The 23,828-nt window shown below is 70.0% G+C and carries 14 protein-coding genes; 2 read left to right on the forward strand and 12 right to left on the reverse strand.

All coding sequences use genetic code 11. The features are described 5' to 3' along the window. Positions 1 to 33: 33 nt before the first annotated feature. A complete protein-coding gene (locus CP970_RS03915) occupies positions 34 to 651 on the reverse strand; it encodes a TetR/AcrR family transcriptional regulator (RefSeq protein WP_055546940.1) in 618 nt (205 codons plus the stop codon). 152 nt (positions 652 to 803) lie between these two features. On the opposite strand from CP970_RS03915, the gene CP970_RS03920 reads away from it, so the two are divergent. Further along, on the forward strand, positions 804 to 3,203 hold the full coding sequence (locus CP970_RS03920) for an MMPL family transporter (RefSeq protein WP_055546938.1): 2,400 nt from the start codon (positions 804 to 806) through the stop codon (positions 3,201 to 3,203). Between the two features lie 37 nt (positions 3,204 to 3,240). Beyond that, positions 3,241 to 4,809, forward strand: a complete 1,569-nt coding sequence (locus tag CP970_RS03925; protein WP_055546936.1) for an MFS transporter — start codon at positions 3,241 to 3,243, stop codon at positions 4,807 to 4,809. Positions 4,810 to 4,861: 52 nt separating this feature from the next. Here the strand turns inward: CP970_RS03925 and CP970_RS03930 are convergent, their stop codons facing one another. Genes CP970_RS03930 through CP970_RS03980 form a run of 11 tightly spaced genes read right to left on the reverse strand, consistent with a single transcriptional unit; the run spans position 4,862 to position 23,722 of the window. Further along, the gene (locus CP970_RS03930) at positions 4,862 to 6,253 is read right to left on the reverse strand and encodes a cytochrome P450 (RefSeq protein WP_055546933.1); all 1,392 of its coding nucleotides are present in this window, start codon (positions 6,251 to 6,253) and stop codon (positions 4,862 to 4,864) included. After that, positions 6,250 to 7,380: a fatty acid desaturase family protein gene (locus CP970_RS03935; protein WP_055546932.1), complete on the reverse strand. Its 1,131-nt coding sequence runs from the start codon at positions 7,378 to 7,380 to the stop codon at positions 6,250 to 6,252. Before CP970_RS03935 ends, CP970_RS03930 begins: the two co-directional genes overlap by 4 nt. Beyond that, positions 7,377 to 9,230 (reverse strand): NAD(P)/FAD-dependent oxidoreductase, encoded by a 1,854-nt coding sequence (locus CP970_RS03940; protein ID WP_107098917.1) that lies wholly within the window; start codon positions 9,228 to 9,230, stop codon positions 7,377 to 7,379. The genes CP970_RS03935 and CP970_RS03940 overlap by 4 nt, the downstream gene beginning before the upstream one ends. Before the next feature lie 9 nt (positions 9,231 to 9,239). Further along, positions 9,240 to 9,839, reverse strand: coding sequence for a hypothetical protein (locus tag CP970_RS03945; RefSeq protein ID WP_055546930.1), 600 nt, complete (start codon positions 9,837 to 9,839; stop codon positions 9,240 to 9,242). After that, positions 9,832 to 12,519, reverse strand: a complete 2,688-nt coding sequence (locus tag CP970_RS03950; protein ID WP_169801226.1) for an aminotransferase class III-fold pyridoxal phosphate-dependent enzyme — start codon at positions 12,517 to 12,519, stop codon at positions 9,832 to 9,834. The genes CP970_RS03945 and CP970_RS03950 overlap by 8 nt, the downstream gene beginning before the upstream one ends. 7 nt (positions 12,520 to 12,526) lie before the next feature. Next, positions 12,527 to 15,709: a type I polyketide synthase gene (locus CP970_RS03955; RefSeq protein WP_055546926.1), complete on the reverse strand. Its 3,183-nt coding sequence runs from the start codon at positions 15,707 to 15,709 to the stop codon at positions 12,527 to 12,529. Positions 15,710 to 15,718: 9 nt separating this feature from the next. Then, positions 15,719 to 19,585 carry a type I polyketide synthase gene (locus CP970_RS03960; RefSeq protein ID WP_055546923.1) on the reverse strand — a complete coding sequence of 1,289 codons (3,867 nt, stop codon included), beginning with the start codon at positions 19,583 to 19,585 and terminating at the stop codon, positions 15,719 to 15,721. Beyond that, complete coding sequence (locus tag CP970_RS03965) at positions 19,578 to 19,862, reverse strand: acyl carrier protein (protein ID WP_055546921.1); 285 nt, start codon at positions 19,860 to 19,862, stop codon at positions 19,578 to 19,580. The genes CP970_RS03960 and CP970_RS03965 overlap by 8 nt, the downstream gene beginning before the upstream one ends. Next, the gene (locus CP970_RS03970; RefSeq protein WP_157877701.1) at positions 19,859 to 21,652 is read right to left on the reverse strand and encodes a fatty acyl-AMP ligase; all 1,794 of its coding nucleotides are present in this window, start codon (positions 21,650 to 21,652) and stop codon (positions 19,859 to 19,861) included. The genes CP970_RS03965 and CP970_RS03970 overlap by 4 nt, the downstream gene beginning before the upstream one ends. Then, entirely contained in the window at positions 21,645 to 22,718 is a 1,074-nt protein-coding gene (locus CP970_RS03975; RefSeq protein WP_150492957.1) for an NAD-dependent epimerase/dehydratase family protein, read from the reverse strand. The genes CP970_RS03970 and CP970_RS03975 overlap by 8 nt, the downstream gene beginning before the upstream one ends. Further along, entirely contained in the window at positions 22,715 to 23,722 is a 1,008-nt protein-coding gene (locus CP970_RS03980) for a GNAT family N-acetyltransferase (RefSeq protein WP_150492959.1), read from the reverse strand. Before CP970_RS03980 ends, CP970_RS03975 begins: the two co-directional genes overlap by 4 nt. Positions 23,723 to 23,828: the final 106 nt, after the last annotated feature.

Below are 23,828 nucleotides of genomic sequence, written 5' to 3' on the forward strand. Positions count from 1 at the left end.
TACGGGTCCTCAGGGCGGCGCACACCCGCCCGGCTACGCCGCCGGGTGACTGAGCAGTCCTCGGACAATGACCTGGACGACCTCCCAGAGCTTTTCCTCCAGATCGAAGGCGGTGCGCGCCAGGGTCCAGCGCAGTGTGAGACCGTCGACTGCCGACGCCAGGGCGAGGGCCGCCGCGTCGGCGCGTCGGGCGGCTTCGGCATGCGCGTCCGGCTCCGCCTCGCACACCTCGAGGAGAAGGGTGCGCATGCATTCCGTGTACTGCTCGTGGTGCACGCTGTAACAGGCCCTGATATCAGGGATGTTCTGGGCCAGCGCGAGGAGTTCCAGCGCCAGCGGGGCCTTGTCGGGGTCTTTCGTGAGTTCCCGGGCGAACCCGCGGACCAGTTCTTCCAGGCGCTCAGCGGCCGGCCTGGGCGCGGCCATCAGTTCATCCATGCCGTGCTTCTCGGCGGACAGCATCTGGTGGACGAGCCCGGTCGCCAGCTCTTCCTTGGTCTTGAAGTACCAGTACAGAGCGCCTTTGCTCAGCCCTGATTCCTTGACGATGTCGTCCATGCGGGCACCGTGGTAGCCCTGCCGCGCGAAGACCACGGCCGCCGCCTGGAAGATCTGGCGCCTTCGCGCCGCACTGCGCTGCTCGTCCGCCATTCCGTCCTCTTTTCCCCGTCGTTCCGCGCCCGCCGCTTTTGCAATCGAGCACTGTTTTCATCACCAACAAGATAGCGCTAGACCGGCCAGTCGGTCTAGCGCTATGGTGAGCCTCGACCGACTGGTCAGTCGAGTTTTTTGAAGGAGTCGCGGTGAACCCCCAGAAGACCCCGGGCCAGGCACGTCCGGCCCCGCCCCTGCTACACCGGCTCGGCGTCTGGAGTGCCGCGCACGCCTGGCGGGTCGTGGCCGTCTGGCTGGTCGTGCTGGTGGGAGCCGGCCTGTTGGTCCCCCGGTTCACCGACAGCCTCACCGGCTCCTCGCTGAGCATCACCGGCTCCGAGTCCGCTCGCGCCGAGAAGCTCATGAAGGAGGAGTTCGACAGCGCGATCACCGAGGACGTCGTCGTGGTCTTCGACTCGGCGACCCGCTCGGTGAAGGACCCGGCGTTCCGCGACGCCGTCGAACGCGGCATCGACCGGCTCAAGGACCAGGACGGCGTGGCCAGCGTCGAAGACCCGTACGCTCCGGGCGGGGAAGCCCAGTTCTCCGGTGACGGCCGGACCGCGCTCGTACTGGCAGGCCTCACCGGCGACGAACGTGACCGTCAAGCGGTCGCGCCCAAGCTGCAGGAGGCCCTCGATGACACCGCGCGCGATGACATCAAGGTGATGCTGACCGGGTCGAGTGCGCTGAACGCGGCGGTGGTCGAGCAGGAGGACAAGGACCTCGCGCGAGCGGAATCGATCGGCCTGCCGATCGCACTGCTCGTCCTGCTCGTCGCATTCGGCACGCTCGTCGCCGCGGGCCTGCCGCTGATGCTCGGCGTGTTCGCGCTCATGACGTCCTTCGGCGTCCTGGGGGCTCTCAGCTACATCACCACGTTCGACACGTTCGTCCAGGCCGTTGTCACCATGCTCGGTCTCGCCCTCGGTATCGACTACTGCCTGTTCATGGTCACCCGGCAGCGGGAAGAGCTCGGCAGCCGCGGCGACCGTTCGATCCCCGAGGTCGTCGGCGCCACCATGGCGACCGCGGGCAAGGCCGTCCTGTTCTCGGGTTTCACCGTCCTGGTGTCGGTGGCCGGGCTCCTTCTCGTACGCGCACCCGTCTTCCGGTCGATGGCGTTGGGCGTCATGGTGGCGGTGGCCGTCATGATCGCGGTGGCGATGACGCTCCTGCCCGCCGTACTCGCCCTCCTGGGCACCAGGATCAACCGCCTGGCCGTTCCCGGTCTGCGCCGTGCCGTTCAGCACCCGGACCCCGAGCATTCAGTCTGGGCACGCTGGACGCGCGTGGTGCTGCGCCGTCCTGTGCTCATCGGCGGCACGGCCACGCTGGTGCTGCTCCTCGCGGCCGCTCCCGTGTTCGGACTCAAGCTCGGCTTCGACGTGGGAGCGAGCGCCGTCGCCGATGCCCCGGCCGGCGCGGGCTACAACCTCGTCGCGAAGAAGTTCGCCCCGGGGACGGCCACCCCGGTGCAGGTCGTCGTGACCAGTTCCGACGGCGCTCTGGACAACGCGGGGCTGAAGTCCCTGGACCGGCTCAGCACACTGGTCAAGGACAACAAGCAGGTCGACGGCGTCCTTTCGCTCACTGACGCGCTCAAGGAACAGACCGGCGCCGCGGACCAGGACGCCCTGCGCACCGCGCTCGCCGACGACAAGGGAGAGCTTGACCGCATCGTCAACTCGTCGGGCCGGGCCACGATCCTGACGGTGTTCTCCAAGAGTGCTCCGGACTCCGACGAGACCATCGATCTCGTCCACTGGATCCGCGACACCGCAGCTCCCCAGGCGGCGGGACCGGAAAGCGGCCTCGTGGTCGACACCGGAGGCCTGACCGCGCAGACCATCGATGTCGGCGCGGAGATCAACCGGGGAACACCGTGGGTCCTGACGGCCATCCTGGGGATGTCCTTCCTGCTGCTCCTGCTCGCTTTCCGCAGCCTGGTCCTGGCGCTCAGCGCGATCGTGATGAACCTTCTCTCCGTGGGAGCCGCGTTCGGCCTGCTCACCTGGGTGTTCCAGGACGGCACGGGCGAGGCGCTGCTGGACTTCACCAGCCGCGGCTTCATCCAGGCCTATCTGCCGATCCTGACCTTCGTCGTCCTCTTCGGTCTGTCCATGGACTACGAGGTGTTCCTCATCTCGCGGATGAAGGAGGAGTGGGACCGCACCAAGGACAACACGCGCGCCGTTACCGTCGGGGTCGTCCACACCGCCAAGGTCATCACGGCGGCAGCCGCCATCATGGTGGTGGTCTTCGCTTCCTTCATGATCACTAGCGTGGTCGAGGTGAAGCAGATGGGATTCGCCCTGGCCGTCGCGGTCCTCGTCGACGCGACTCTGATCCGCGTCGTGGTCGTACCGGCGGTGATGCGCCTGCTCGGAGCGGCCAACTGGTGGCTTCCCAAGTGGCTCGACCGGGCACTTCCCCGCGTGCAGCTCACCGAGGGGCCGAGCCCCGCGGCGGACGGCGCCGACAGCGGCGAGGCCGGCCCGGAGCGGGCCGCAGCGGGGACGACGGCCTCCGCGCCCTCATCCGACTGAGCCCGTGCTGTAACCGCCGCGCACGCAGGGAGCACCAGTGTCTGGCACTCACGAGGCAGTTCGCCGCTGGCTCGGTCTACTCTCGCTGGCCCTCGGCCTCCTGGTCATCGGGCTCGATACCACCGTCCTGACCGTCGCTCTGCCGACCCTGGCCACGTCGCTGGAGGCGACGACCTCCCAACTGCAGTGGTTCACCGCCGCCTACACGCTGGCGTTCGCCGCCCTGATCCTGCCGCTGGGGGTGCTGGGCGGCAGGTTCGGCCGCAGACGCGTCCTGGCGGCGGGCCTGTGGCTCTTCACAGCGGGGCTGGTCGTCGCCGTGCTCACCGACACCTCCGGTGCCCTGCTCCTGGCCCGCGTCATCATGGGGGCGGGGGCAGCCGCAATCGCCCCGCAAGCACTGGCACTTGTCCCTTTGCTCTTCCCGCCGGGCCAGCGTGCCCGGGCGGCAGCTCTCGCGACATCCGCGTTCGCGCTGGGGCTGCCGCTCGGCCCCCTGATCGGCGGCGGCCTGTTGAACTCGTTCTGGTGGGGATCGGTCTTCCTGATCAACATCCCCGTGCTGGCCCTCGCGCTGCTCGGCGTGCTGCGGTACGTGCCCGAAGCCAGAGGTCCGCAGGCCCCTGTCGACGTCGTCGGGTCCGTGCTGGCCCTGACGGGCGTCTCCGCCCTGCTCTACGGCGTCGTCGAGGCGCCGAACCGGGGCTGGGGCGATCGGCTGGCGCTGCTCGCGATGTTCACGGGTGCGGCTCTCCTCTGTGCACTGCTTCTCCGGCTGCGGCAGGCCGCCCGTCCCCCGGCCGGCCTCTCCCCCTTCCGCAACGCCCACTTCGCGTGGGGCACGGCCACCGCCTGCGTGGTCATGTTCCTTCTCCTGGGCGTCCTGTTCGTCATCCCGCAGTTCCTCCAGCAGGTCCAGGGCCACGATGCCATGGCCACCGGGATCCGGCTGATGCCGATGTTCGCCGGCCTGCTGTTCGCGACGGCGGCGGCCGAGAAGCTCGTCACCAGCTTCGGCATCAAGTGGGTGATCGCGGTGGGCATGCTGCTCTGGTCGCTCGCGCTGATGCTCCTGGGGCGGCTCTGCGCAGACAGCGCATACGCTGCGACGGCTGTGGCGCTGACGATCGCCGGCGTGGCGCTCGCCCTGACGCTGCCCGTGACGTTCGACGCCGTGCTCAGCTCCCTCCCGCCGGATGTCGCCGGTACGGGCTCGGCGCTGGCCAACGCCTGCCGCCAGATCGGCGCCGCCGCGGGCGTCGCCGTACTGGGCAGCGCCCTGAACACCGTCTACCGCGCCGAAGTCGACCAGCGGACGGTGTCTCAACTCGCCGGCGGTTCCATGGATGCCGTGCGGGCCAATCTTGCCGGAGCCGAGGCGGCGGCGGCCTCGCTGCCCGCCGGCCAGGGGCAGAGTGTGCTCGCCGCTGCCCAGGGCGCATTCGTCTCCGGCATGTCGGCGGCCTTCCTGGTCGGCGCCGCGGTCGCTGCCGCGATGTCGGTCCTGGTCGTGGCCGTGCTGCCGGCACGAAGCAGCGAGGCCCGGGGCGCCGCTGTCGATGCGGAAACGGACCGCCGCGGGCTTCCCGGAGTCCGGCCTCGGTGAGGACGTGATGCGGCGGCCCGACGGAGATCCGTCGGGCCGCCGCATCACGTCCTCACCGAGGGCTGACCCAGGCCCTGACTCCAGGGCTGGGCCGCAGGTTCACCAGCAGTTCGGGCCGCACCTCGGAGCCCTGCGGGAGCAGCTCGATGTCGATGCGCTGGTTGAGCAGCACCGTCAGCAAGTGGCCTTCCATCATGGCCAGATGGCTGCCGGGGCACACATTGCTGCCCGTGCCGAAGGGCAGATAGGCGCCCTTGGGCTGGGCCTTCTCCGCCTCCCGGGTGAAGCGGTCGGGGTCGAAGCGTTCGGGATCGGGGAAGACCTCCCGGCGCCGGTGCAGGCTGAAGGCGTTGATGAACACCATCGTTCCCGTGGGTACCGCGTAACCGCCGATCACGGTGTCCCGGATCGCCTGGCGCGGTATCACCGCGGCGGGCGGGTAGAGCCTCATCGCCTCCTTGAACACCTGTAGGCAGTAGGGAAGTTGCGGCAGGTCCTCGTAGCGCACGGACCGTGTGCCGAGCACGCGGTCCACCTCGGCACGGACTCGCTCGAGGATCTCCGGATGGCGGGCCAGCAGATACAGCGTCCACGCCTGGGCATCCGCCGACGTCTCCTGTGCGGCGCCCCACGCGGTGAGCACCTCATCGAGGAGCAGCTCGTCGGTCATGGTGCCGCCGTCCTCGTACTGCGCGCCCATCAGGTCGGACAGGAAGTCCGCGGGCAGTGCGCCCGGGCTGTCCGCCGATGTGGCCGACTGACGTTGCCGGATGAAGCCCGCGATCCAGCCCCGGAAGATGCCGATGTTCCGCCTGGCCCGTATGTTGCGCGGCGTGGGTACCCAGATCGGGAGCGCGACCGCGCTGGTGATGGCGTGCATCTCCCACTCGAACGCCTCCGTGATGGCCCGGGCGATCGACTGGTTCTCCCGGGTGGAGGCGCTGAACAGCAGCTTGGTGACGATGTCCATCGTGAGTGTGTTCATTTCGGCGACAAGGTCGACGTCGGCGCCGTGTCCCCAGCGCTTCACCGTGCCCTCGGCGACCTCGACGATGGCATCCGCGTGCTTGGGTATCCGGCGCGGCGAGAAGTGCGGCACCACCAACCGGCGCTGCCTGTTGTGCAGTTCGCCCTCACTGGTCAGCAGTCCCTTGCCCATCAGCGGTGTGAGCGCACGGGTCTGGCGCTGGCCGCGGCCGAAGTCGGCCGCACGGTCGATCAGGACTTCTCTGGCTGTCGCCGCCGAGGAGACGACGACGGCCGGGCTCCGCCCGATCCGGAAACCCATGACGCCGTCGGAGTCCTCCGCGATCGCGTGCAGGGCGGCGAGGGTGTCCTCCTGGAGTTCGCGTGCGTGGCCCAGCAGCCCTCCGCCTCGGGCCTCCGGCAGGGGCGCCGCCGCGGCGGCTGCCCCCTGCGGCTCGCGGTATGCGGTGGTACTCACGCTCGTGCCCCTTCCGGGCTGGTGCGATCGAGGAGTGTGCCGGCCCGCTGGTGTGCGCGGCACGCGCTCCACAGCCGCCGCAGGGAGGGGAACAGGCCCGGGCTCTCGGTGAGACGGTAGGCGGAATCCTCGGGCAGGCCGGCCATCAGCCGGGCGTGCGCAACGGGGTAGTTGTGATACGGGAGCCCGGGCATCAGGTGATGCAACGCATGCAGTCTGAGTCCGACCGGCGCCCACAGCTCGCCGAGCACCCTGGCCCGCGGATGGTTCACCGTGTCCATCATCTGCTCGACGATGCTCATCTCGTCCTCGTCACCGATGTACCGGTGGGCGGCCAGCAGGCGCAGTGAGTTGACGAACGCGACCGCGACGAACAGGGCGTACCACTGGACGAGGCGAGCGATGGGCACCGTCCCGGTGGACAGCAGTACGGCCGCGGCGGCGATCCACGCCAGGCAGAGGAACTCCTGCAGCCGCCAGCTCCACTTCTCCTCCGCGGTGGGCTGGCGTCCGCGGTAGTCGAAGTCGATCTTCAGTGCGGACAGGTTCCGGTAGAGGTACTCGCGCACCTTGGGCACGCACCAGGACAGCGGCGTCACGATCCCGAAGCGGTAGGGGCCGAAGAAGGGCAGAACGAGCGGGGTGATCAGCAGTCCCACGACGTTCGACGGCGCCATCCGGGCAAGCGGCAGGTACTCGGCGTCCTGCGGCGTGCCGTACAGCTTCCGGTTGTGGTGCTCTCCGTGGCACTCGTACATGAAGATCGGGATCATCATCGGGATGCCGAACAGTACGTTCCACCCCAGGCGGAAGGGGCCGAAGGCCTGCTTCTTGCGGAAGTGCGCGATCTCGTGGATGAACGCGAAGCAGCGGAACACGGCGAACACCGAGACCAGGAAGGCGAGCACGCCCAGCACGCTGAACCCACCGAGAGGATCCACCGCCCAGAAGGCGACGGCGCCGACCGTCACGGACAGGAGGAAGTCCGTCCAGTAGATCCGCATCCGGGGGCGGAACAGGCCGTGCAGGAGGTCATGCGCCTCCTTCACCGAGAAGCGGCTCATCGCGCGCTCGAGTTCCGGCTCCCAGGGGATGGCGCGCCGTTCGGCTCCGTCGGCGACGGTCATGACGTCCTCCTGCCGCGGAGCCGGCGCAGGGCCATCCGCGCCTTGCGTACCTTCGTGTCGGCGATGTCCAGGACGGTGCCCAGCGTGGTCATCGTGACGAGCATCGGACCGGAGCCCGCCATCAGCACCGGCCGGTGCTCGTTGCCCGTCACCTTCATGAACTCCGGCTCCTTGATGGCCGGCAGGGTCAGGTCCGCGCGGGAGAGCTTGTGTACGTACGGCAGCCGCCAGATGCCGGGAAGGGCCGCGTGGGCACGCAGGCCGGCCTTGGTCGGCGGGAGCTTGACGTCGTTCTCCAGGCGCCACAGGGCCCGGCTTTCCAGGCTCCGGTGCCATTTTTCGACCAGGCCCGCCACGCGGTGCGGGTCGAGGTGGTGCCAGGGGGCGGACTGGGACAGGAACAGCCGGCGCTCCAGTCCGGCCCGCAGCTGGGCGTGCTCGACCGTCTCCTCGTCGGTGCGGCCGCCTGTCTCGGTCAGCCACCGCGAGACCCGGAAGCGGCCCAGGAGGGCGGCGCCGAAGATCATGTAGTCCAGGAGGTGGTCGAGGATGAAGAAGCGGCTGTCGGCGATGGCCGGCCCGTACTTCGACTGGACCATCGAGCGCATGATCCGCCAGTCCGCGGTGACGGCACGGTTCACGTGGTCCAGGTAGTCGAGGTCGAGGTGGTTTTGGCGGACGTCACGCTGGGCGATGTTGGCGATGTGCCAGGAGGTGGACATCGACAGGCTGATGCCCTGGCTGTAGAAGGCGTCGATGATCGAGGAGGCGTCGCCGGCCATGGCGTAGCGCTTGGGCGAGATGAAGGTGTCGGTCATGCGCTGGACGTCGCGGTAGGCGCTGAACTCCAGGACGTTGTCCTCGGTCAGCCAGTCCAGCAGGGGGTAGCGGCGCAGGATCTTCCAGAAGACGTCCCGGGCGTTGCCTTCCTCGGGCGGGCGGCCCTGGCTGTAGGTCACGCCGACGCTGATGCGGTCGCCGTTGAGACGGATCAGCCAGATCCAGTAGCCGTCCCCCCAGAGGTGGAGGGTGTTGCGGTCCCGGTGCGCCTCTCCCCCGTCGGGGAAGGAGAAGTTCCAGCGCTCGTCGAAGGTCTCGTCCGAGCAGTGGGAGAACTGCGCCCAGGCGGCGGTGGTGGCGAAGCCGTCGTCGAGGCGCAGTTCGTGGTCGAACCGTTTGGCGAGCACCCGGGTGCGGCCGGTGCAGTCGACCATCCAGCGGGCGGATATCTCCCCGCTCTCTTTCTTGTTGCGTGAACTCCAGCGCAGGGTGTGGTCGTTGTCGCCATCGCCCAGGTCGATGTCGCGGACCAGGCCGCTGTCGAGGAAGGTCAGCCCTTCGAAGTCCTTGGCCCGTTCCCGGAGCACGGCTTCGATCTCCGGGCGGACGATCTGCGAGTCCTTGAACATGGTGCGGTGGAAGAGCGGGTTCTCGATCTTCTCGATCCAGTGCGGAGGAAGATCGCTTTCGAATCCCCATTCGGAGACCGAATCGTCGAAGCTGGTGCGGCCTTCGAGGCCGTGGGCCATCCAGAAGCCCTCTTTCCCGAAGGACTGCTCCAGCGGCTCATCGAGTTCGCCGATGGCGCGCAGGAAGGCGTTGGAGTACACGAGCAGGGACTCACCGACCTTGTAGCTGGCGAGTTGCTTCTCGGTCGGCTGGTCAATGATGACAACGCTCAGGCCCCGTTTGGCCAGCGCGATGGCGTTGATCAGGCCGACCACGCCGAAGCCCATGACGCAGACGTCGGCGCGTATCCGGTTCGGGCTCGTGGCCGCACCGTCGTCCGGGGCCGGGGGCCCGGTCTTCTCGGCCTTGGCCGCTGCCGCTGTCGATTTCGGTTCAGGCACCGGTTCTCCTTAGTCGGCGGGGCGGGGGGCGAGGCGGGCGAAGCGCCGGGCGACCCGGCGGTGGCGGTGCGCGAAGAGCTGCTCGACCGTCCGGCGGTACAGGGGGGTGATCGGACGCAGATGGGGCTTGAGGAGGTAGGTGAGCTGGTCGGTGAGTACGGCTCCGCCCGGCCGGTCGTCGACGGTTCGTTCGTGGATCCAGGCGTGGGCGGAGGACATCCTGGACACCTCCAGGAACCGGTGTCCCTCCTCCCGTTCGGCGATGGTCACGTCGTCGTAGTCGTAGGGGAGAATCCGGCCGAGCAGGATCCAGGAGCGCCCCAGCGGTTCAGCCAGCGGCACATCGGCGAGGGAGGGGCGGTCGCCGCGCATGGCGCGGGGGACGGTCATCCGCATCACGGGGGCCAGTTCGGCGTTGATTCCGTCCAGGCGGGTGGCGGCCTCCCACACCTGGAGCCGATCGGCTCCCGGGAGGAAGGTTGATCGGCGGACCCGTTGCCAGAGCTTGGCGTGCTTGCCTTCGAGGTCAGGGAAGTGGGCGAGGACCGAGGGCGGGGGCCGGTGGCCGCTCTGGGCCGGGGTTGTTTCGCTGCTGATCGTGTCACTCATGGCCAAGGTCTCCCGTCGGCTGGTCGGCGTGCTCATCCGGCAGGTGGAGCCGGTATCCCAGGCGCTGGGCCTCGTCACGCAGCAGGCGTACGAGCTCGACGGAGAGCTTCTCGCCGTGACTGACGACCGGGTCGTGCAGCCGGTGCGCGAGGATCATGGTCTCCGCGGTGCAGGCGTAGGTGACGCCGCTGGGCACGCCGAAGTCCACGCCGAGGTCCTGGCGGCCGGGCATCTCCACGAGTCCGCCTGCGACGACGTTGAGATCGGGGCGGGCCTCTTTCAGCTGCGGGCCCACGTTGGGCGGCTGCGACACATCGCAGACGGCGGCGCCCCGCCGGACGAGTTCGGGCTTGATGAGCTGGTCGGGTGTGGAGGTCGCGGCGAGGATGAGGTCACCGCCGGGCAGCACCGCCTCGGACTCCAGCGACCAGGTGAGCAGGCCCTCCTCGGCCAGTTCGGCGGCGATGCGGGCGTGGTCCGCGCCCTGGGCCGCCCGGTTGCCGACAGCCCGCGCCAGAGAGCCGGCGGCGGGGGTTGCGCCGACCTCGGCCAGGTGTGTGACGACCGCCTCCGCGGCAGCGGTCAGGCGCTCCTGGCTGCGGCGCCGGTTGGCCGGATTGCCCACCAGGACCAGGCTGCCGACCTTCTCGGCCAGCAGCAGGCTGGAGGCCAGGCCGATCGCGCCGGCTCCGCCCAGAACCACGCAGCAGGCCGCGTCGAGGCGGATGCCCTGCTGGAGGGCGGCTTGCTCCAGTCCGTCCACCGCTGCGGCGACGGTGTACGCGTTGCCGGTGGTCACGGGGACCTTGACGTCTTGGAGAGCCGTGGCGTTGGCGGTGACGACGGAGGTGTAGGCGCCGAGCCCGACGAGTTGGGCGCCGCGCGCCACGGCGTCGTCCACGGCCTCCTGGACCAGCGCTGTGGCCTTGGCCGTGGGCATGTCCAGCAGGCGCTGCGCTCCGTAGGGCAGGGCGTAGATCTCGCCGTAGGAGCTCTCGCCGGTGTCGGTCCGCACGCGGCACCTGCCCACCAGCATGGCCGCGGCCGTGTCGACGTTGCGGCACTGGTTCATCCGGTCGAACAGGACGCGTACCTGTTCTCCGGGCAGGCCGAGGCGGCTGTCGTAGCTCTCGTAGCTGGCCATGTCGGTGGGGTGGGCGATGAACGCCCAGCGCGGTTCCCCCGTGCGGGGCCGCAGTGGTTGGTCAGGCGCCGCGGGACGCGCTGGCAGTTGGGCAACCGCCTGCTCCCGCGCTTCGTCCGCGTCCCGCGGGCCTGTCTTGGGGAGCAGGTGGGCGAAGAAGCGCCGGCTGTCACCCTGCTCGATGACGCCGAGCCCTCGGTCGAGGGCGGCCAACAGCGTGTCGCATTCCTCCTCGGTGACGGTCAGCGGCGGCTCCACGCGCAGCACGCTGTTGGCGAAATAGGCGGGGGCCAGGCGGATCCCTTCGTTGCGCAGCAGGTAGCCGCAGAGGAATCCGGCCAGGCCTTCCTGGTCGGCGAGGGAGCGGAAGAGGCCCTGGCTGGTGTGGATGTCGGGGTCGTCGGACAGTTGCACGCCCAGAAGGAGGCCTTGGCCGCGCACGTCGGCGACGAGGTCGGGATGCTTGGCCGCGAGCTGCCGGAGGCCGTCCAACAGGTAGGTGCCGCGCCCGGCGACCTGGCGTACGAGAGCCTGGTCGTCAGCGGTCAGCAGCTCCACGGCGCGTACGCCGACGCGGGAGCAGAAGGCGTTGCCCCCGAAGGTCGAGGTGTGGCGCAGGCCGAAGTCCTCGGTGAGTGAGTCCTCGCCGAACAGCACGGCGCCGATGGGGACCATCCCGCCCCCCAGGGCCTTCGCCAGGGGCATGATGTCGGGCACCACGCCGGAGTGTTCGCAGGCGAACAGGCGTCCCGTGCGGCCAAGGCCCGTCTGGACTTCGTCGATGATGAGTTTGGCGCCGAAGCGGGTGCACAGCTCCCGTGCTGTGGCGAGGTATCCGTCCGGCGCGGGGACGATGCCGCCCTCGCCCTGCAGGGCCTCGACGATGAACGCCGCTGTCTGCTCGCCGTGTTCGTCAAAGGCCTGTTTCAAGGCGTCGGCGTCGCCGAAGGGGAGGTGCATGAATCCGGGAGAGGGAGCACCGAACGGCGTCTGGTAGCGCGGACGGCCTGTGGCGGACAGCGCGCCCAGTGTCTTGCCGTGGAAGGAGTTGCGTGTGGAGATCACCAGGGTGCGGCCGGTGGCCGCCCTGGCAAGCTTCAGCGAGGCTTCGACCGCCTCGGCCCCGCTGTTGCACTGCCAGACCTGGTTGAGGTGGCCCGGGGCGGCCTGGGCCAGACGCTCGGCGAGCAGGGCTGAGGCATCGAGGAGGGAGGGCAGCGTCAGGCTCGGCTCGGCCGACTGCTGGAGGTCGCTGATGGCCTCCCAGATCTCGGGGGGGTTGTGGCCGAAAGGCAGGGCACCGTAGGCACCGGCGAAGTCGAGGTAGGAGTTGCCGTCGGCGTCGTAGAGCCGCGTGCCGGCACCGCGCACGTAGTGGATGTCCATGCCCAGCCCGTCGAGCATGCGGGCGACGTAGGGGTTGGAGTGCCTGCGATAGCGTTCCGCGGTCTCGCCGCGGTCGGCGACGCCACTCAGTCGGGCGCGAAGCGCGGCCCTCTTCTCTTCGGCCGTGCTGGTCAAAGGCGTGGAAGCCACGTTGGGGTCACCGTCCGTCTTCGGAGTCGAGTGCCGCGAGGAGTCGATCGAGTTCTTCCTCGGACAGGTCATCGAGGTTTTCGAGGGCACGGCGGGCTTCCTCTGAGGTCGGCCCGCGCTGGTTTCCGGCTGCTGTGAGGGTGCGGGCGATGTCCCGCAGCGTCGCGCCCTCCATGAGCACGGTGATCGGGATGGGCGTCCCGAGGTCGTTCTCCAACCGGTTCTTCAGCTCGACGATGGACACGGAGTCGATGTCCAGGTCTCTGGCCGAACGGTCCGGGTCCAGGGCTTCGGCGTCGGCCTGCATGAAGTCGGCCAAGTGCGTGATGAGCCGCCCGAGCACGGCGCTCTCGTCCAGGCCGGGCCCCGCCGGAGCGGCTGCGGCGCCGGTCGGGGCGGCTGTCGTGTCGGTGGCGGGGTCCGCGTGCGTGACCCAGTGCTTCTTGCGCTGCCAGGGGTAGGTCGGCAGCGTGACCATGCGGGCCGGCCCCGGGTGCAGCGCGGCCCAGTCCACCGCACACCCGGCGGACCACAGCTGGCCGACGGCTGCCCGCAACCCGAGCCGTTCGTCCTCGTTCTTGCGCAGCGTGGCTACGGCGGCGCCCTTCACCCCGCTCTGGTCGAGGGCCCTTTGCAGATGGGGCAGCAGCGCCGGGTGCGGTCCCAGCTCGACGAAGGCGCTGACCCCGTCCGCGAGCATGGCGTCCACGGCGTTGCCGAACAGGACCGGGCGGGCGGCGTTGTCCGCCCAGTGCCCGGCCCGCAGATGTTCCCCGGGCAGGAGCGAACCGGTGACCGAGGAGTACACAGGGGTGCGCGAGGCTGCCGGTTGCAGATCCTTCAGATCTGTCAGGAGTTGTTCCGCGACGGGGCCGAGCCCGGGGCTGTGGAAGGCGTAGTCGGTGGCCAGGCGGGTGACGCGCCAATGGGAGAGGTGCTCGCGCAGTGCCTCCATCTCCTTGGCCGGGCCGGAGATAACCGTTCCCTGGGGGCTGTTGACGGCGGCGATGCCGACGCCCGTTCCCGGCGCGGACGGCGAGGACTGCGCCTTGGCCAGCGCCGCGGCGACCTCGGCAGCGGGTGCTCGGACGGCCAACATCGCGCCTCCGGCGGCGTGCTGGTGCAGGGCCTCGCCCCGGGCGAGCAGCACCTGCACGGCCTGCTCGCGGGAGAGGGCTCCGGCGGCGACGGCTGCGGAGACCTCGCCGACGCTGTGTCCGCACACGGCGACCGGGATCAGGCCCCAGTCGCGCAGGCGCTCGGTGAGGGCCGCCTGGAGTGCGGCGATGGCGAGTTGCGCGAATCGGGTATCGGCCAGGGCCCGTTCGGATTCCGGGCCGGCCAGCGTCGCAAGGAGCGGGGGCCCGCCGGCCTGCCGGACGGCCTCGTCCCACGCGGTCAGCTCCTCGCGGATGAGGGAGTCGTGTCCGGCGAGGGAGATGCCCATGCGTGGCCATTGCGCCGACTGCCCGGAGTAGACGAATGCCAGATTCTGCCGCGCGGCGGGGGAAGCGGCGAGGACGGCCGGGCTGTTCGCCGCACGCCTCAACGCGTCGGGAAGCAGCTCGGGGCGGGCCGCGCAGACAGCCGCGCGCCGTGGATGGGGCCCCCGGCGCCGGGCCGCCGCTGTGGCGGCCTGCTGGATCTGCGGGGCGTCCATGCCCTCCAGATGCGCGGCGAATTGCTCCAGCTGTGCCGCGAGGGCGGGTCCGGTTCGCGCGGAGAGGGGGATCAGAGCGGGGGCGTCCGGGCCCGGGTCCTGAGACCTTTCCGGGCGGTTGGCGTACTCGCGCACCGCGGGCACGGCGTCGGGGTGGCCGATGATCAGATGCGCGTTGGTGCCGCCGAAGCCGAAGGAACTGACGGCCGCGTAACGGGCTTCCGTGGAGGTCCACGGTTCCAGACGCCGCGGGACCGCGAAACGCTCGCCCTCCAGATCGATGAACGGGCTGATCTCGCCCAGGTTGATCTGCTGCGGTATGCGACCGTGGCGGAGCGCGCCGACGGCCTTGATCAGTGAGGCGACCCCGGCCGCGGACTCCAGGTGACCGAGGTTGGCCTTGACCGAACCCAGCCAGCAAGTAGGTGCCTGATCGCCGCCCGTTCCGTACACGGCGCGGATCGCCTCGTACTCGATCGGGTCCCCCAGGGGCGTTCCGGTGCCGTGCATCTCGACGAACGTGATGTCCTGAGCGCTTTTCCCGGAAGCGTGCAGGGTGCGGCGCATCAGCGCCTCCTGGGCCAGCGCGGAGGGCGCGGTCAGGCCGTTGGTCCTGCCGTCCTGGTTGGTTGCGTCCGCGAGGATGACGGCTTCGATCGGATCTCCGTCGGCGAGCGCGTCCGAGAGGCGCTTGAGTGCCACGAGTCCGGCGCCCTCACCGCGGACCATGCCGTCCGCGTCGGCGGCCAGCGCCTTGGTGCGGCCGTCCGGGGCCAGCGGCAGCGCACGACCGGTCATGGTGGTGGACAGCGGGGACAGGATGAGGTTGACGCCTCCGGCCAGGGCCCGGTCGCAGTCGCCCGCCCGCAGGCTCTGGCAGGCGAGATGGACGGCGACCAGCGAGGAGGAGCAGGCCGTGTCGACCGTCATGCTGGGGCCCTGGAACCCGTACTGGAAACTCAGGCGGTTGGCGAGCAGGCTCCGTGCGCCGCTGCCCGTGGAGAGCCGACTGCTGACATCGGGCCGGGCCGCGAGCGAGGCGAGCATGTAGTCCTGGTGGCCGGCGCCGATGAACACCCCCGTCGGCGTCCGTTCGAGTTCGTCGGGTGTCCAGCCTGCTCGTTCGGTGGCTTCCCAGGCGATCTCCAGCAGGATGCGCTGCTGTGGGTCCATCAGGTCGGCTTCGGTGTCGCTGATGGCGAAGAACTCGCCGTCGAAGCCGTCGACTTCGTCGATCTGCCCGGCGTGCTGGGCGAGCCGGGCGAAGGCGGGATCGTCCAGTGCGCCGAAGTCGATGCCGCGCCAGCGGTCGCCGGTGAGCGGACGCACCGCGTCACGGCCCGAGGCCACCAACTCCCAGTACGCTTCGGGGCTGTTGGCCCCGCCGGGCAGGCGGCAGGTGGCGGCGACGATGGCGATGGGCTCGGCCGCGCGGCCCTGCTGTTCTTGCAGTTCGGTGATGCGCCCTCGCAAGGAGCGGATGGTTTCGGCGGCGCGGAGCAGTGTCTGGTCGGTCGGATCGCTGGTCATGGCTCCCCTTCAGGACGTGCTGTCGAGCTCGGCCAGCAGCTGGTTGAGCGCATCGGAGGCGTTGTCCGCGGACGGCTGGGGCTGCGCGCCGCGCGTCGGCCGGCCGCTGCCGGACGCTGTTGAAGGGGCATCGCGGCGTTCGAGCACGTCGGCGAGTTCTGCCGAGAGTTGGCTGATCGTGGGGTGGGACCACACGAGTGCGACGGACAGGCGCACTCCCAGTTCCCTTTCGAGCCGGTTGCGCAGTTCTACGCCCATCAGGGATTCGAGTCCCAGCTCCGCGAAGAGCAACTGGTCGGGGTCGGCAGCAGGCAATCCGCCGGGCAGGATGCTGCCGAGCGCGGCGCGCAGCCATGCGGTGAGTCGGGTGCGGCGCTCTTCTGTGCTGGTGGCCTGGTCCAACAGGTCCCGCAGGGGGGACGGGGCGGACGAGGCGCTCTCCCCGGACGTCTGGGCCTGGCTCGGTGCGCTGCCCGACGGGCCGGGGAGTTCTGACAGGTGTTGCAGCGCTACGCCTTGTATCTGGGCCAGCAGCTCTCCGGCGCTGTCCACCAGGGCCAGGTCGATGCTGATCTGGTCGTCTGCCTCATGGAGCCAGCCGTAGGCGGTGCCGCGGTCCGCGGACCACAGGCGCGGGGTGAGGTAGGCGGAGCCGATACGGGCAACGGTGAACTCGTCAAGCCGGGGAAGGTTGTCGTAAGCGTCGAACAATGCATCGGCCAGGCCGGGCAGCGCGGGGTCCAGGAGGCTGGGGCCTTGCGCGGGGCGGCCGGTGAGCAGCTGTGCGGGCACGGTCACCTCGACTTGGGCCATCGCTGATCGGATGGGGAAGGGCTCGGGTGCCGTGCCGACCCCGACGGTGCAGGTGGCGCCAGCGGTCCACCGGCCGGATTCCCGGAAGAGGAACGACACCAGCGCGGAGGACGGGTGGGCGTGGCCGCCGCCGCGCAGCAGGGCGAGTTGGAGGGGGACCGCGGCGTCGGCCGGGAGCCGTCGGCGCAGGTCCACGTCGCGTATCCGGCACCCTTCGCCGAGACCTGCCTGGTCCGCTGCCCAGGAGGCCAGTGCGACCAGCTCCGCGGCCGAGAGGGCGGGCCGACCGGCTACATGGTGTTCCTCGCGGGCGGCGGGCAGGGTCAGTTCGGCGATGAAGGTCCCCGGCTGCAGCGCCACCTCGGTCAGGTCTCCGGGGACGGTCCTGGCGGCGGGCACACTCTGAGGGGGCTTGTGGGCCTGGTGCCGCTGAAAGGGATGTCCCGGCAACCGGGGTGCCCAGTGGCGGGTGATGTCGTCGGCCACCGCATCGGGGCGCCGGCCGTGTTCGTACAACGCGGCGGCCACGTCGTGCAGGCCGTGGGGCACGGGCCGGTCCCGGTAGGCCGTGGCGAGTGCGGTGACGGGCCGGCTGCGGCCCTCGACGCTTTCGCCCAGCGCGGCGAGCAGGACCGGGTGCGGGCTGATTTCCAGGAGGTGGGTCATGCCGTGGTCGGCCATGGCGTTGATGGCTTCCCGTGCCCGGACCGGGCTGGTCAGGTTCTCTTTCCAGTAGGCGGTGTCCAAAGGGCCGTCGAAGCGTCCGCCCTGGACGGACGAGTAGAAGTCGATTGCTTCGGCGCGATTCTGTGCGGGTTGCTCGACGTGTCCCAGTGCGTCGACGAGTCGTTGTGCGGGCCCGCGCATCAGGGGGCCGTGCGAGGGATAGTCGACCTTGACCAGCCGGGCGTCGCGGCCCCGGCGCTCGAACTCCGTCATGGCGTCGGCCAGGTCGGCGGCTGCTCCCGAGAGCACGCAGGTGCGGGGGCTGTTGTCGGCGGCGACGGTGACCGGGCTGCCTGCGTCCCGCAGGATGGTCCTGGCCTCGTCGGCGCCCGCCTCGACCACTGCCATGCCGCCGCGGCCCCGTGCGGCCTCCACCGCGTCGTTGCGGGCCCGCAGGACCCGGCAGGCCGTGGTCAGGTCGAGCCTTTGGCCGGCGACGGCCGCGCTCACCTCACCCATGCTGTGGCCGACCACCGCGTCGGGTCGGATTCCCAGCTCGGCGAGGCCGGCGGTGAGTGCCAGCTGAACGGTCATGATCAGTGGCTGGGCAACGGAGATGTCGTCGAGGTCGGCGTTCCGCTCGCCCCGCAGTGCCCGCAGCGGGCTCCATCCCAGCAGGGGCGCGAACACCGTGTCGATCTCCTCGACGCGTCGTGCGAACGCCGCGCTGGTGCGCAGGAGTTCCCTGCCCATGCCGTTCCACTGCGAGCCGTGCCCCGAGTACACGAAGCCCAGGCGTGCGACGGGAACCGGAGCGGTCGGTGAGATCGGCCGGCTCCGCGTCGCCACTTTGTCCAGTTGCCCGAGGAGTTCTTCTCGGTCGGCTGCGACCAGCCCGGCGCGCCACGCGAAGTGGGTCCGGTGCACTGCCGCGGCACGGGCGGCGTCTTGGATCTCAGCCCAGGTGTCGGCTGTCCGTACGTGTTCGGCCCACGAGCCCGCCAGGGCGGCCAGCGCGTCTTCATTGCGCGCCGACAGCGGCAACAGGGCGGGCCCGAAGGCCGCCCGCACACCTCGCCGTACGGGGGAACGGTTTGGCGTGCGGGCGATGATGGCGGAGGCGTTGGTGCCTCCGAAGCCGAACGAGCTCACGGCCGCGCAGTGAGCCTGGTCCGGCCAGGGAAGGTCCGTTGAGGGGACTCGCAGGCGGAAGGCGTCGAGGTCGATGCGGGGGTTGACATGGGTGAAGTGCGGATTGCGCGGGATGACTCCCCGGCTGAGGACGAGTGCGGCTTTGATCAGACCGAGGATCCCTGCGGCCGCCTCCAGGTGCCCGATGTTCGCCTTGATCGAGCCGACGGCCAGCGGTGGCCGGTCCTCGCCGAGCGTGTCGGCCAGGGCTGTGGCCAGGGCGCGCGCCTCGATGGGGTCCCCCAGCGGGGTTCCCGTTCCGTGCAGTTCCACGAATCCGAGCTGTTCGGCGCCGGTGATGCCCGCGCGCCGCAGGGCACCGGCGATCAGCTCGGTCTGGGCGCGTCCGCTCGGGGCGGTCAGGCCGTTGGTGCGGCCGTCCTGGTTGACGGCGGTCGCACGGAGGACGGCGTGGATGTGGTCTCCGTCTGCGAGCGCGTCGTCCAAGCGTCGCAGGACGACGGCCCCGGCGCCCTCGGATCGTACGTATCCCTTGCCTGCCGCGTCGAAGGTGCGGCAGCGGCCGTCGGGCGCAAGGGCGGTCAGAGCGGCCGCGCCCAGTTGCGGCACCGGCGACAGCAGTGCGTTCACTCCCCCGGCCAGCGCCAGGTCGCACTCGCCGGTCAGCAGGCTCTGGGCGGCCAGGTGCACGGCGACGAGCGAGGAGGAACAAGCGGTGTCCACGGCCAGCGAGGGGCCTCGCAGGTCCCACAGGTAGGACAGGCGGTTCGCAGTGATCGAGTGGGCGAGGCCGGGGTTCGTGAACGGTCCGGCTGCGGCTGCCTGCGGCTGGGCGCCCAGGAGCATGGCGTGATCGTGTGTGGCCTGCCCGAAGAAGACTCCGGTGCGGCTTCCCGCCAGCTCGTCGGGGACCACGCCCGCGTTCTCCAGGGCGCGCCAGGAGACTTCGAGGGCGAGTGCCTGCTGCGGGTCCATCGCGGCCGCCTCGGCCGGGGAGATCCCGAAGAACGCCGGGTCCCATCGGCCGATGTCCTCGAGGAATCCGCCCCACTGGGCGCCGGCGCCGTGCTCGCCGACCGCCCGCAGGGCGGCGGTGAACTGTGTGCGGTCCTCGGGCACCCGGATGATCTCGTCGCGTCCCTCGAGCAGTAACTGCCAGAGGGCCGTCGGGCTGTCCGCGCCGGGAACCCGGCAGCCGAGCCCGACGACGGCGATGTGGGCGGCTTCGGGCGCCGTGTCAGACACGGTCCTCCTCCGGCGAGGTCTTGCGGGCGAGGAACTGCGCGAGGCCGTGGATGGTGGGGTGGTCGAAGAGCCACTCGGGCGGCACCTCGAGTCCCAGCCGCTGGCCGGCCGCACCCGAAACGGCCACGACCGCGGCCGAGTCGAGTCCGAGTTCGACGAACGAGGTGTGCCAGTCGAGGCGTTGGCCCGGGGCGAGTTCGAGGTCTGTCGCTATCGCGTCCTGCAGCATGGCCGCGATGGCGAGCTCGTTCCCGTGCACGGCGGATTCGGTGTTCATCGCTGTCCTCCCTCAGATATGAGCCCCCGGCGCCACAGGGCGACGGGCCTCAGCTCGTCCGCGCTCCACCGCCGGACGGCCTCCTGGCGCCGGACCTTTCCGCTGGTGGTCCGGGGTACGGCTCCGGCGCGCAGCAAGCCGACGGCGGCCACCGGGATGCCGTGTTCTTCCAGCACCGAGTTGCGCGCTGCGGCGATGACGGCGTCGTAGTCGACGTGATCGCCGTAGTCGGTCAGTTCGCAGACCAGCACGACCTGTTCGGTCTGCCCCCTCTCGCCGCCGTCGGCCTGCGGCACGCTCAGCGCCGCCGCGCGCACGGCCAGCGGGTGACTCTCTTCGACGGTGCCCTCGATGTCGTGGGGGTAGTGGTTGGTGCCCCGGTGGACGATGACGTCCTTGATGCGGCCCACCACGCAGACCTGGTCCTCGTGCCACACACCGAGATCTCCCGTGCGCAGGTAGGTCCGCTCGCTGTCCTGGTGGACGGCGTGCGCCAACCGGGCGCGGAAGGTGCTGTCCGACTCCGTCGGGCGGCCCCAGTAGCCGCCCGCCACGCTGGGCCCGTGCACCCATATCTCGCCGACCTCGCCCGGCTGCTTGCGGAGCCGGGTGACCGGGTCGACCATCACGATCTCGGTGTCCTCGGCGAGGGCGCGGCCGCATCCGACCAGGACGGTGTTGCGCGTTCCTTCGACGGCTGCCGCCCGCTGCTGGGCGCCCAGTGCGTCAGCGGAGACCTCGGACAGGGCCGGGGCGGCTTTCCGGCCCAGGCAGCTCACCACCAGGGTGGCCTCGGCGAGACCGTAGGCGGGCATCATGGCGTGCGGGTCGAAGCCGTGGGGGGCGTAGGCCTTGGCGAACTGTTCGATGGTTCGCGGGCGCACCGGTTCGGCTCCGTTGAGTGCGTGGCGCAGCGCTGAGAGGTCCAGGCCCTCGCGCTGTTCTTCGGTGATCTTCTGTACGGCCGTGGCGTATCCGAAGTCGGGTGCGATCGTGAAGGTGGCCCGGATGCGGCTGAGGGTCTGCAGCCATCGCAGCGGGTTGCGCAGGAAGCCTGCGGGAGTCGCCATGTGCAGGCTCATGCCGGCCCACAGCGGGTGGCAGACCATGCCGATGAGTCCCATGTCGTGAAAGAGGGGCAGCCACCCTGCCGCCGTTTGTCCGGGCCCGGTTCCCAGGTTGGCGCTCATGCGGGTCACGTTGTGCACGAGGTTGGCGTGCGAGACCATCACGCCCTTCGGGTTCGACGTCGAGCCCGAGGTGTACTGCAGCAGTGCGAGGTGCTCCGGCCTCGGCTGGGGGCCGCGGAAGCCTGTCAGCCCGCTTGGGGGGTTGTCGGCTGCCTGCGGGTCCAGAACCAGGGGGTCCAGGCCCGCTGCCCGGCTCACCTCGCGGAGCCTTGGGTGCAGGTCCGGTTGCGCGATGATCGCCGAGGGTTCGCAGTCCCGGAGGATCTGTTCGAGCCGGTGGTCGTAGGCCCGGCCGGCCCGTGCCGTCGACAGCGTCGGCGGGTGGAAGGTGACAGCCACGGCATCGGCGAACGCGCAGGCGAAGAAGGAGGCCACGTAGTCCAGGCCGTTGGGCAGGGCGATCAGGACGAAGGGCCGGTGGTGTGTCCGCGACGGGAGGCCGTTCAGCACCGCCCCCAGAGCGGCGGCGCGTCCGCACAACTGCCCGTATGTCAGAGCCTGTTCGCCGTGTCGCGGTGTCGTGTAGGAAATGGCCGCAGTGTCGCCGCGCGTCTCGGCGTGCGCCGCCAGGGCATGGGCCAGGGTCTGGCGGTCAGACACGGGCGGCCGGTGTGTGGCGGGTGGCATCGGGCCTCCCCTCGTCCCCGAGGGCGTCGATCATTCCGTCCACAGCCATCTCCGTGAGCCAGCGGTCGACCGCTGCGATGGAGTCGTCCAGGGGCGTGGGACGGAAGCCGAGTTCACGCTGCGCTCGGCTCGTGTCGTAGAAGAGCTGGTTGACGGTGAGTTGTGCGTTCTCGGGGACGAGGAAGGGGGATTTGAGGGGATCCTTACGGAAGGCGGCGACCATCGCGCCGAGCCGGCCGGCCACCGTGACGGCGAAGTCGGGGATCGCGCGCTTGGGCGGCGGGCATCCGATGACGCGGGCCACCTGCGTGAACAGTTCGCGATAGGTGAGGTTGACCGAGGAGATGATGTAGCGGCGTCCGGGCTGTCCCCGCAGCATGGCTGCCCGCAGGCCCTGGTTCATGTCCTTGACGGAGGTGAACGCGGCCCCTCCCAGCGGGTAGGCCGTCAGTTTCCCCTGGCGTGCGGCCTCCACCAGCATCGCCCAGCCGTAGCGCCGGTCGCTGTAGGGAGCGATGCACGCGCTGAGGTTGACGATCACCACTTCGGGGCCGCCGGCCCGCCAGCCGCGGAGCAGTTCGCGCTCCCCGGCCCGTTTCGTGATCATGTAGCTGTTGGTGCAGGCGGAACGGGAGATGTCGAAGTCCTCGTCGGCGAGTTCACCGATGGCCGGGTAGCCGATCGCGGAGATGGAGGAGGCGTGCACGATGCGGCGCACCCCGGTTGCGCGTGCCGCGTTGATGAGGTTGGCGCAGCCCCGCACGTTGACCTGTTCCATGAGGGGGTGCAGCTTGTTGAGGGTCACGGCGATGCCGGCGAAGTGGTACACCTCGTCGATGCCTTGCAGCGCTTCCTCGAGTGACGCGGGGTCGGTGACGTCGCCGCGCCGGACCTGGCAACGGTGCAGGTGGTGTTCCAAGCCGCCGGGGCCGTCGCCCGGCTTGAGGAGAACGACGACGTCTGCTCCATCGTCGATGAGGTGGCGCGCGAAGGCGGAGCCAAGGCTCCCGGACGCGCCAGTGATCATCACTCGGGTCACAGGACCAGGTCCTTTCCGTAGACGGCATAGGTGCGGACGGGGTCGTTACCGGTCTGCGCCATGTAGGAGCGGCTCTGCCAGTTGTGTTCGTGGATCCAGGTGGTGTGCACGTCGCGGTAGGAGCCGATCTGCCCCAGGGCGACCTTGGCGATCTCGCCGACCAGGACGCGCCCGATTCCGAGGCCCTCGTGTTCGGGCCGTACGCCGATCATCAGTACGACGGTTCCCCGGATGTTGGCCTTGAGCTCCGGGTAGCGCTCCATGAAGGCGTCGGTGGCTTCACCGTTGGCGACTTTCAGCAGCTCGTTGCCGTCGGCGGCCAGCATGCTGAAGGCGATGGTCTGCCCCTGGTACTCCACGAAGCGGGTGAGCCGGGGGTCAAGGAGCTCGCGCAGCTCGCCGAGTTGGAAGCGCAGCACCGGCTTGCTGATGGCGACCATGTCGTGGTTGTCGGCGAACGAGGCGGCCAGCAACTCCTGGACGAGGTCGATCTCGCTCTCCCAGTGTTCGGGGTCCAGATCGCGGATGCTGAGACCGAGCCGCTCGGACACCTTCTCTCCGCGACGCGCGAGTCTCGCCATGGCATCAGCGTCGTGGTCGGCCCGCCAGCTGAAGGTGTCGGTGCGGAAGTCGCGCTGGTAGCCGGCCTGGGAGAGGAGTTCGGCATAGTGCGGGGGGTTGTGCGGCTGGAACACCGTCGGCTGGTTGTCGAACCCGCCCACGAGAAGACCGAACTCCTGCGTGGCGCAGTAGGAGTAGGGGCCTGCGACGCGCTCCATGCCGCGGCTGCCCAGCCACTCTTCAGCGGCGGTCAGCAGCGCTGAGGCGACCTGGGGGTCATCGACGGTCTCGAACCAGCCGAAGAAGCCGGTCTTGCCGAAGCGTTCCACGTAGGCGGGGTCGATCGTCGTGGAGATGCGCCCCACGGCCCGGCCGCTCGAGTCGAGGGCCAGGAAGTGCTCGATCTCCGCCTCGGAGAAGTACGGGTTGGCCTCAGGGTCCATGAATCGTCGCACGTCGGAAGAGAGCGGCGGGATCCATCTGTCATCTTCCTCGTAAAGGTCCGCCGCGAAGGAAATGAAGCGGTCCACCATCTGGCGACCGCGCACA

The sequence above is a fragment of the Streptomyces kanamyceticus genome (assembly GCF_008704495.1).
GTDB classification, from domain to species: domain Bacteria; phylum Actinomycetota; class Actinomycetes; order Streptomycetales; family Streptomycetaceae; genus Streptomyces; species Streptomyces kanamyceticus.

What these genes read in the sequence shown, in the direction of transcription:
- CP970_RS03915 (WP_055546940.1), bottom strand. Translation starts at nt 651, where the DNA reads ATGGCGGACGAGCAGCGCAGTGCGGCGCGAAGGCGCCAGATCTTCCAG.
- CP970_RS03935 (WP_055546932.1), bottom strand. Translation starts at nt 7,380, where the DNA reads ATGACCGTCGCCGACGGAGCCGAACGGCGCGCCATCCCCTGGGAGCCG.
- CP970_RS03945 (WP_055546930.1), bottom strand. Translation starts at nt 9,839, where the DNA reads ATGAGTGACACGATCAGCAGCGAAACAACCCCGGCCCAGAGCGGCCAC.
- CP970_RS03955 (WP_055546926.1), bottom strand. Translation starts at nt 15,709, where the DNA reads ATGACCAGCGATCCGACCGACCAGACACTGCTCCGCGCCGCCGAAACC.
- CP970_RS03965 (WP_055546921.1), bottom strand. Translation starts at nt 19,862, where the DNA reads ATGAACACCGAATCCGCCGTGCACGGGAACGAGCTCGCCATCGCGGCC.
- CP970_RS03980 (WP_150492959.1), bottom strand. Translation starts at nt 23,722, where the DNA reads ATGGACCCTGAGGCCAACCCGTACTTCTCCGAGGCGGAGATCGAGCAC.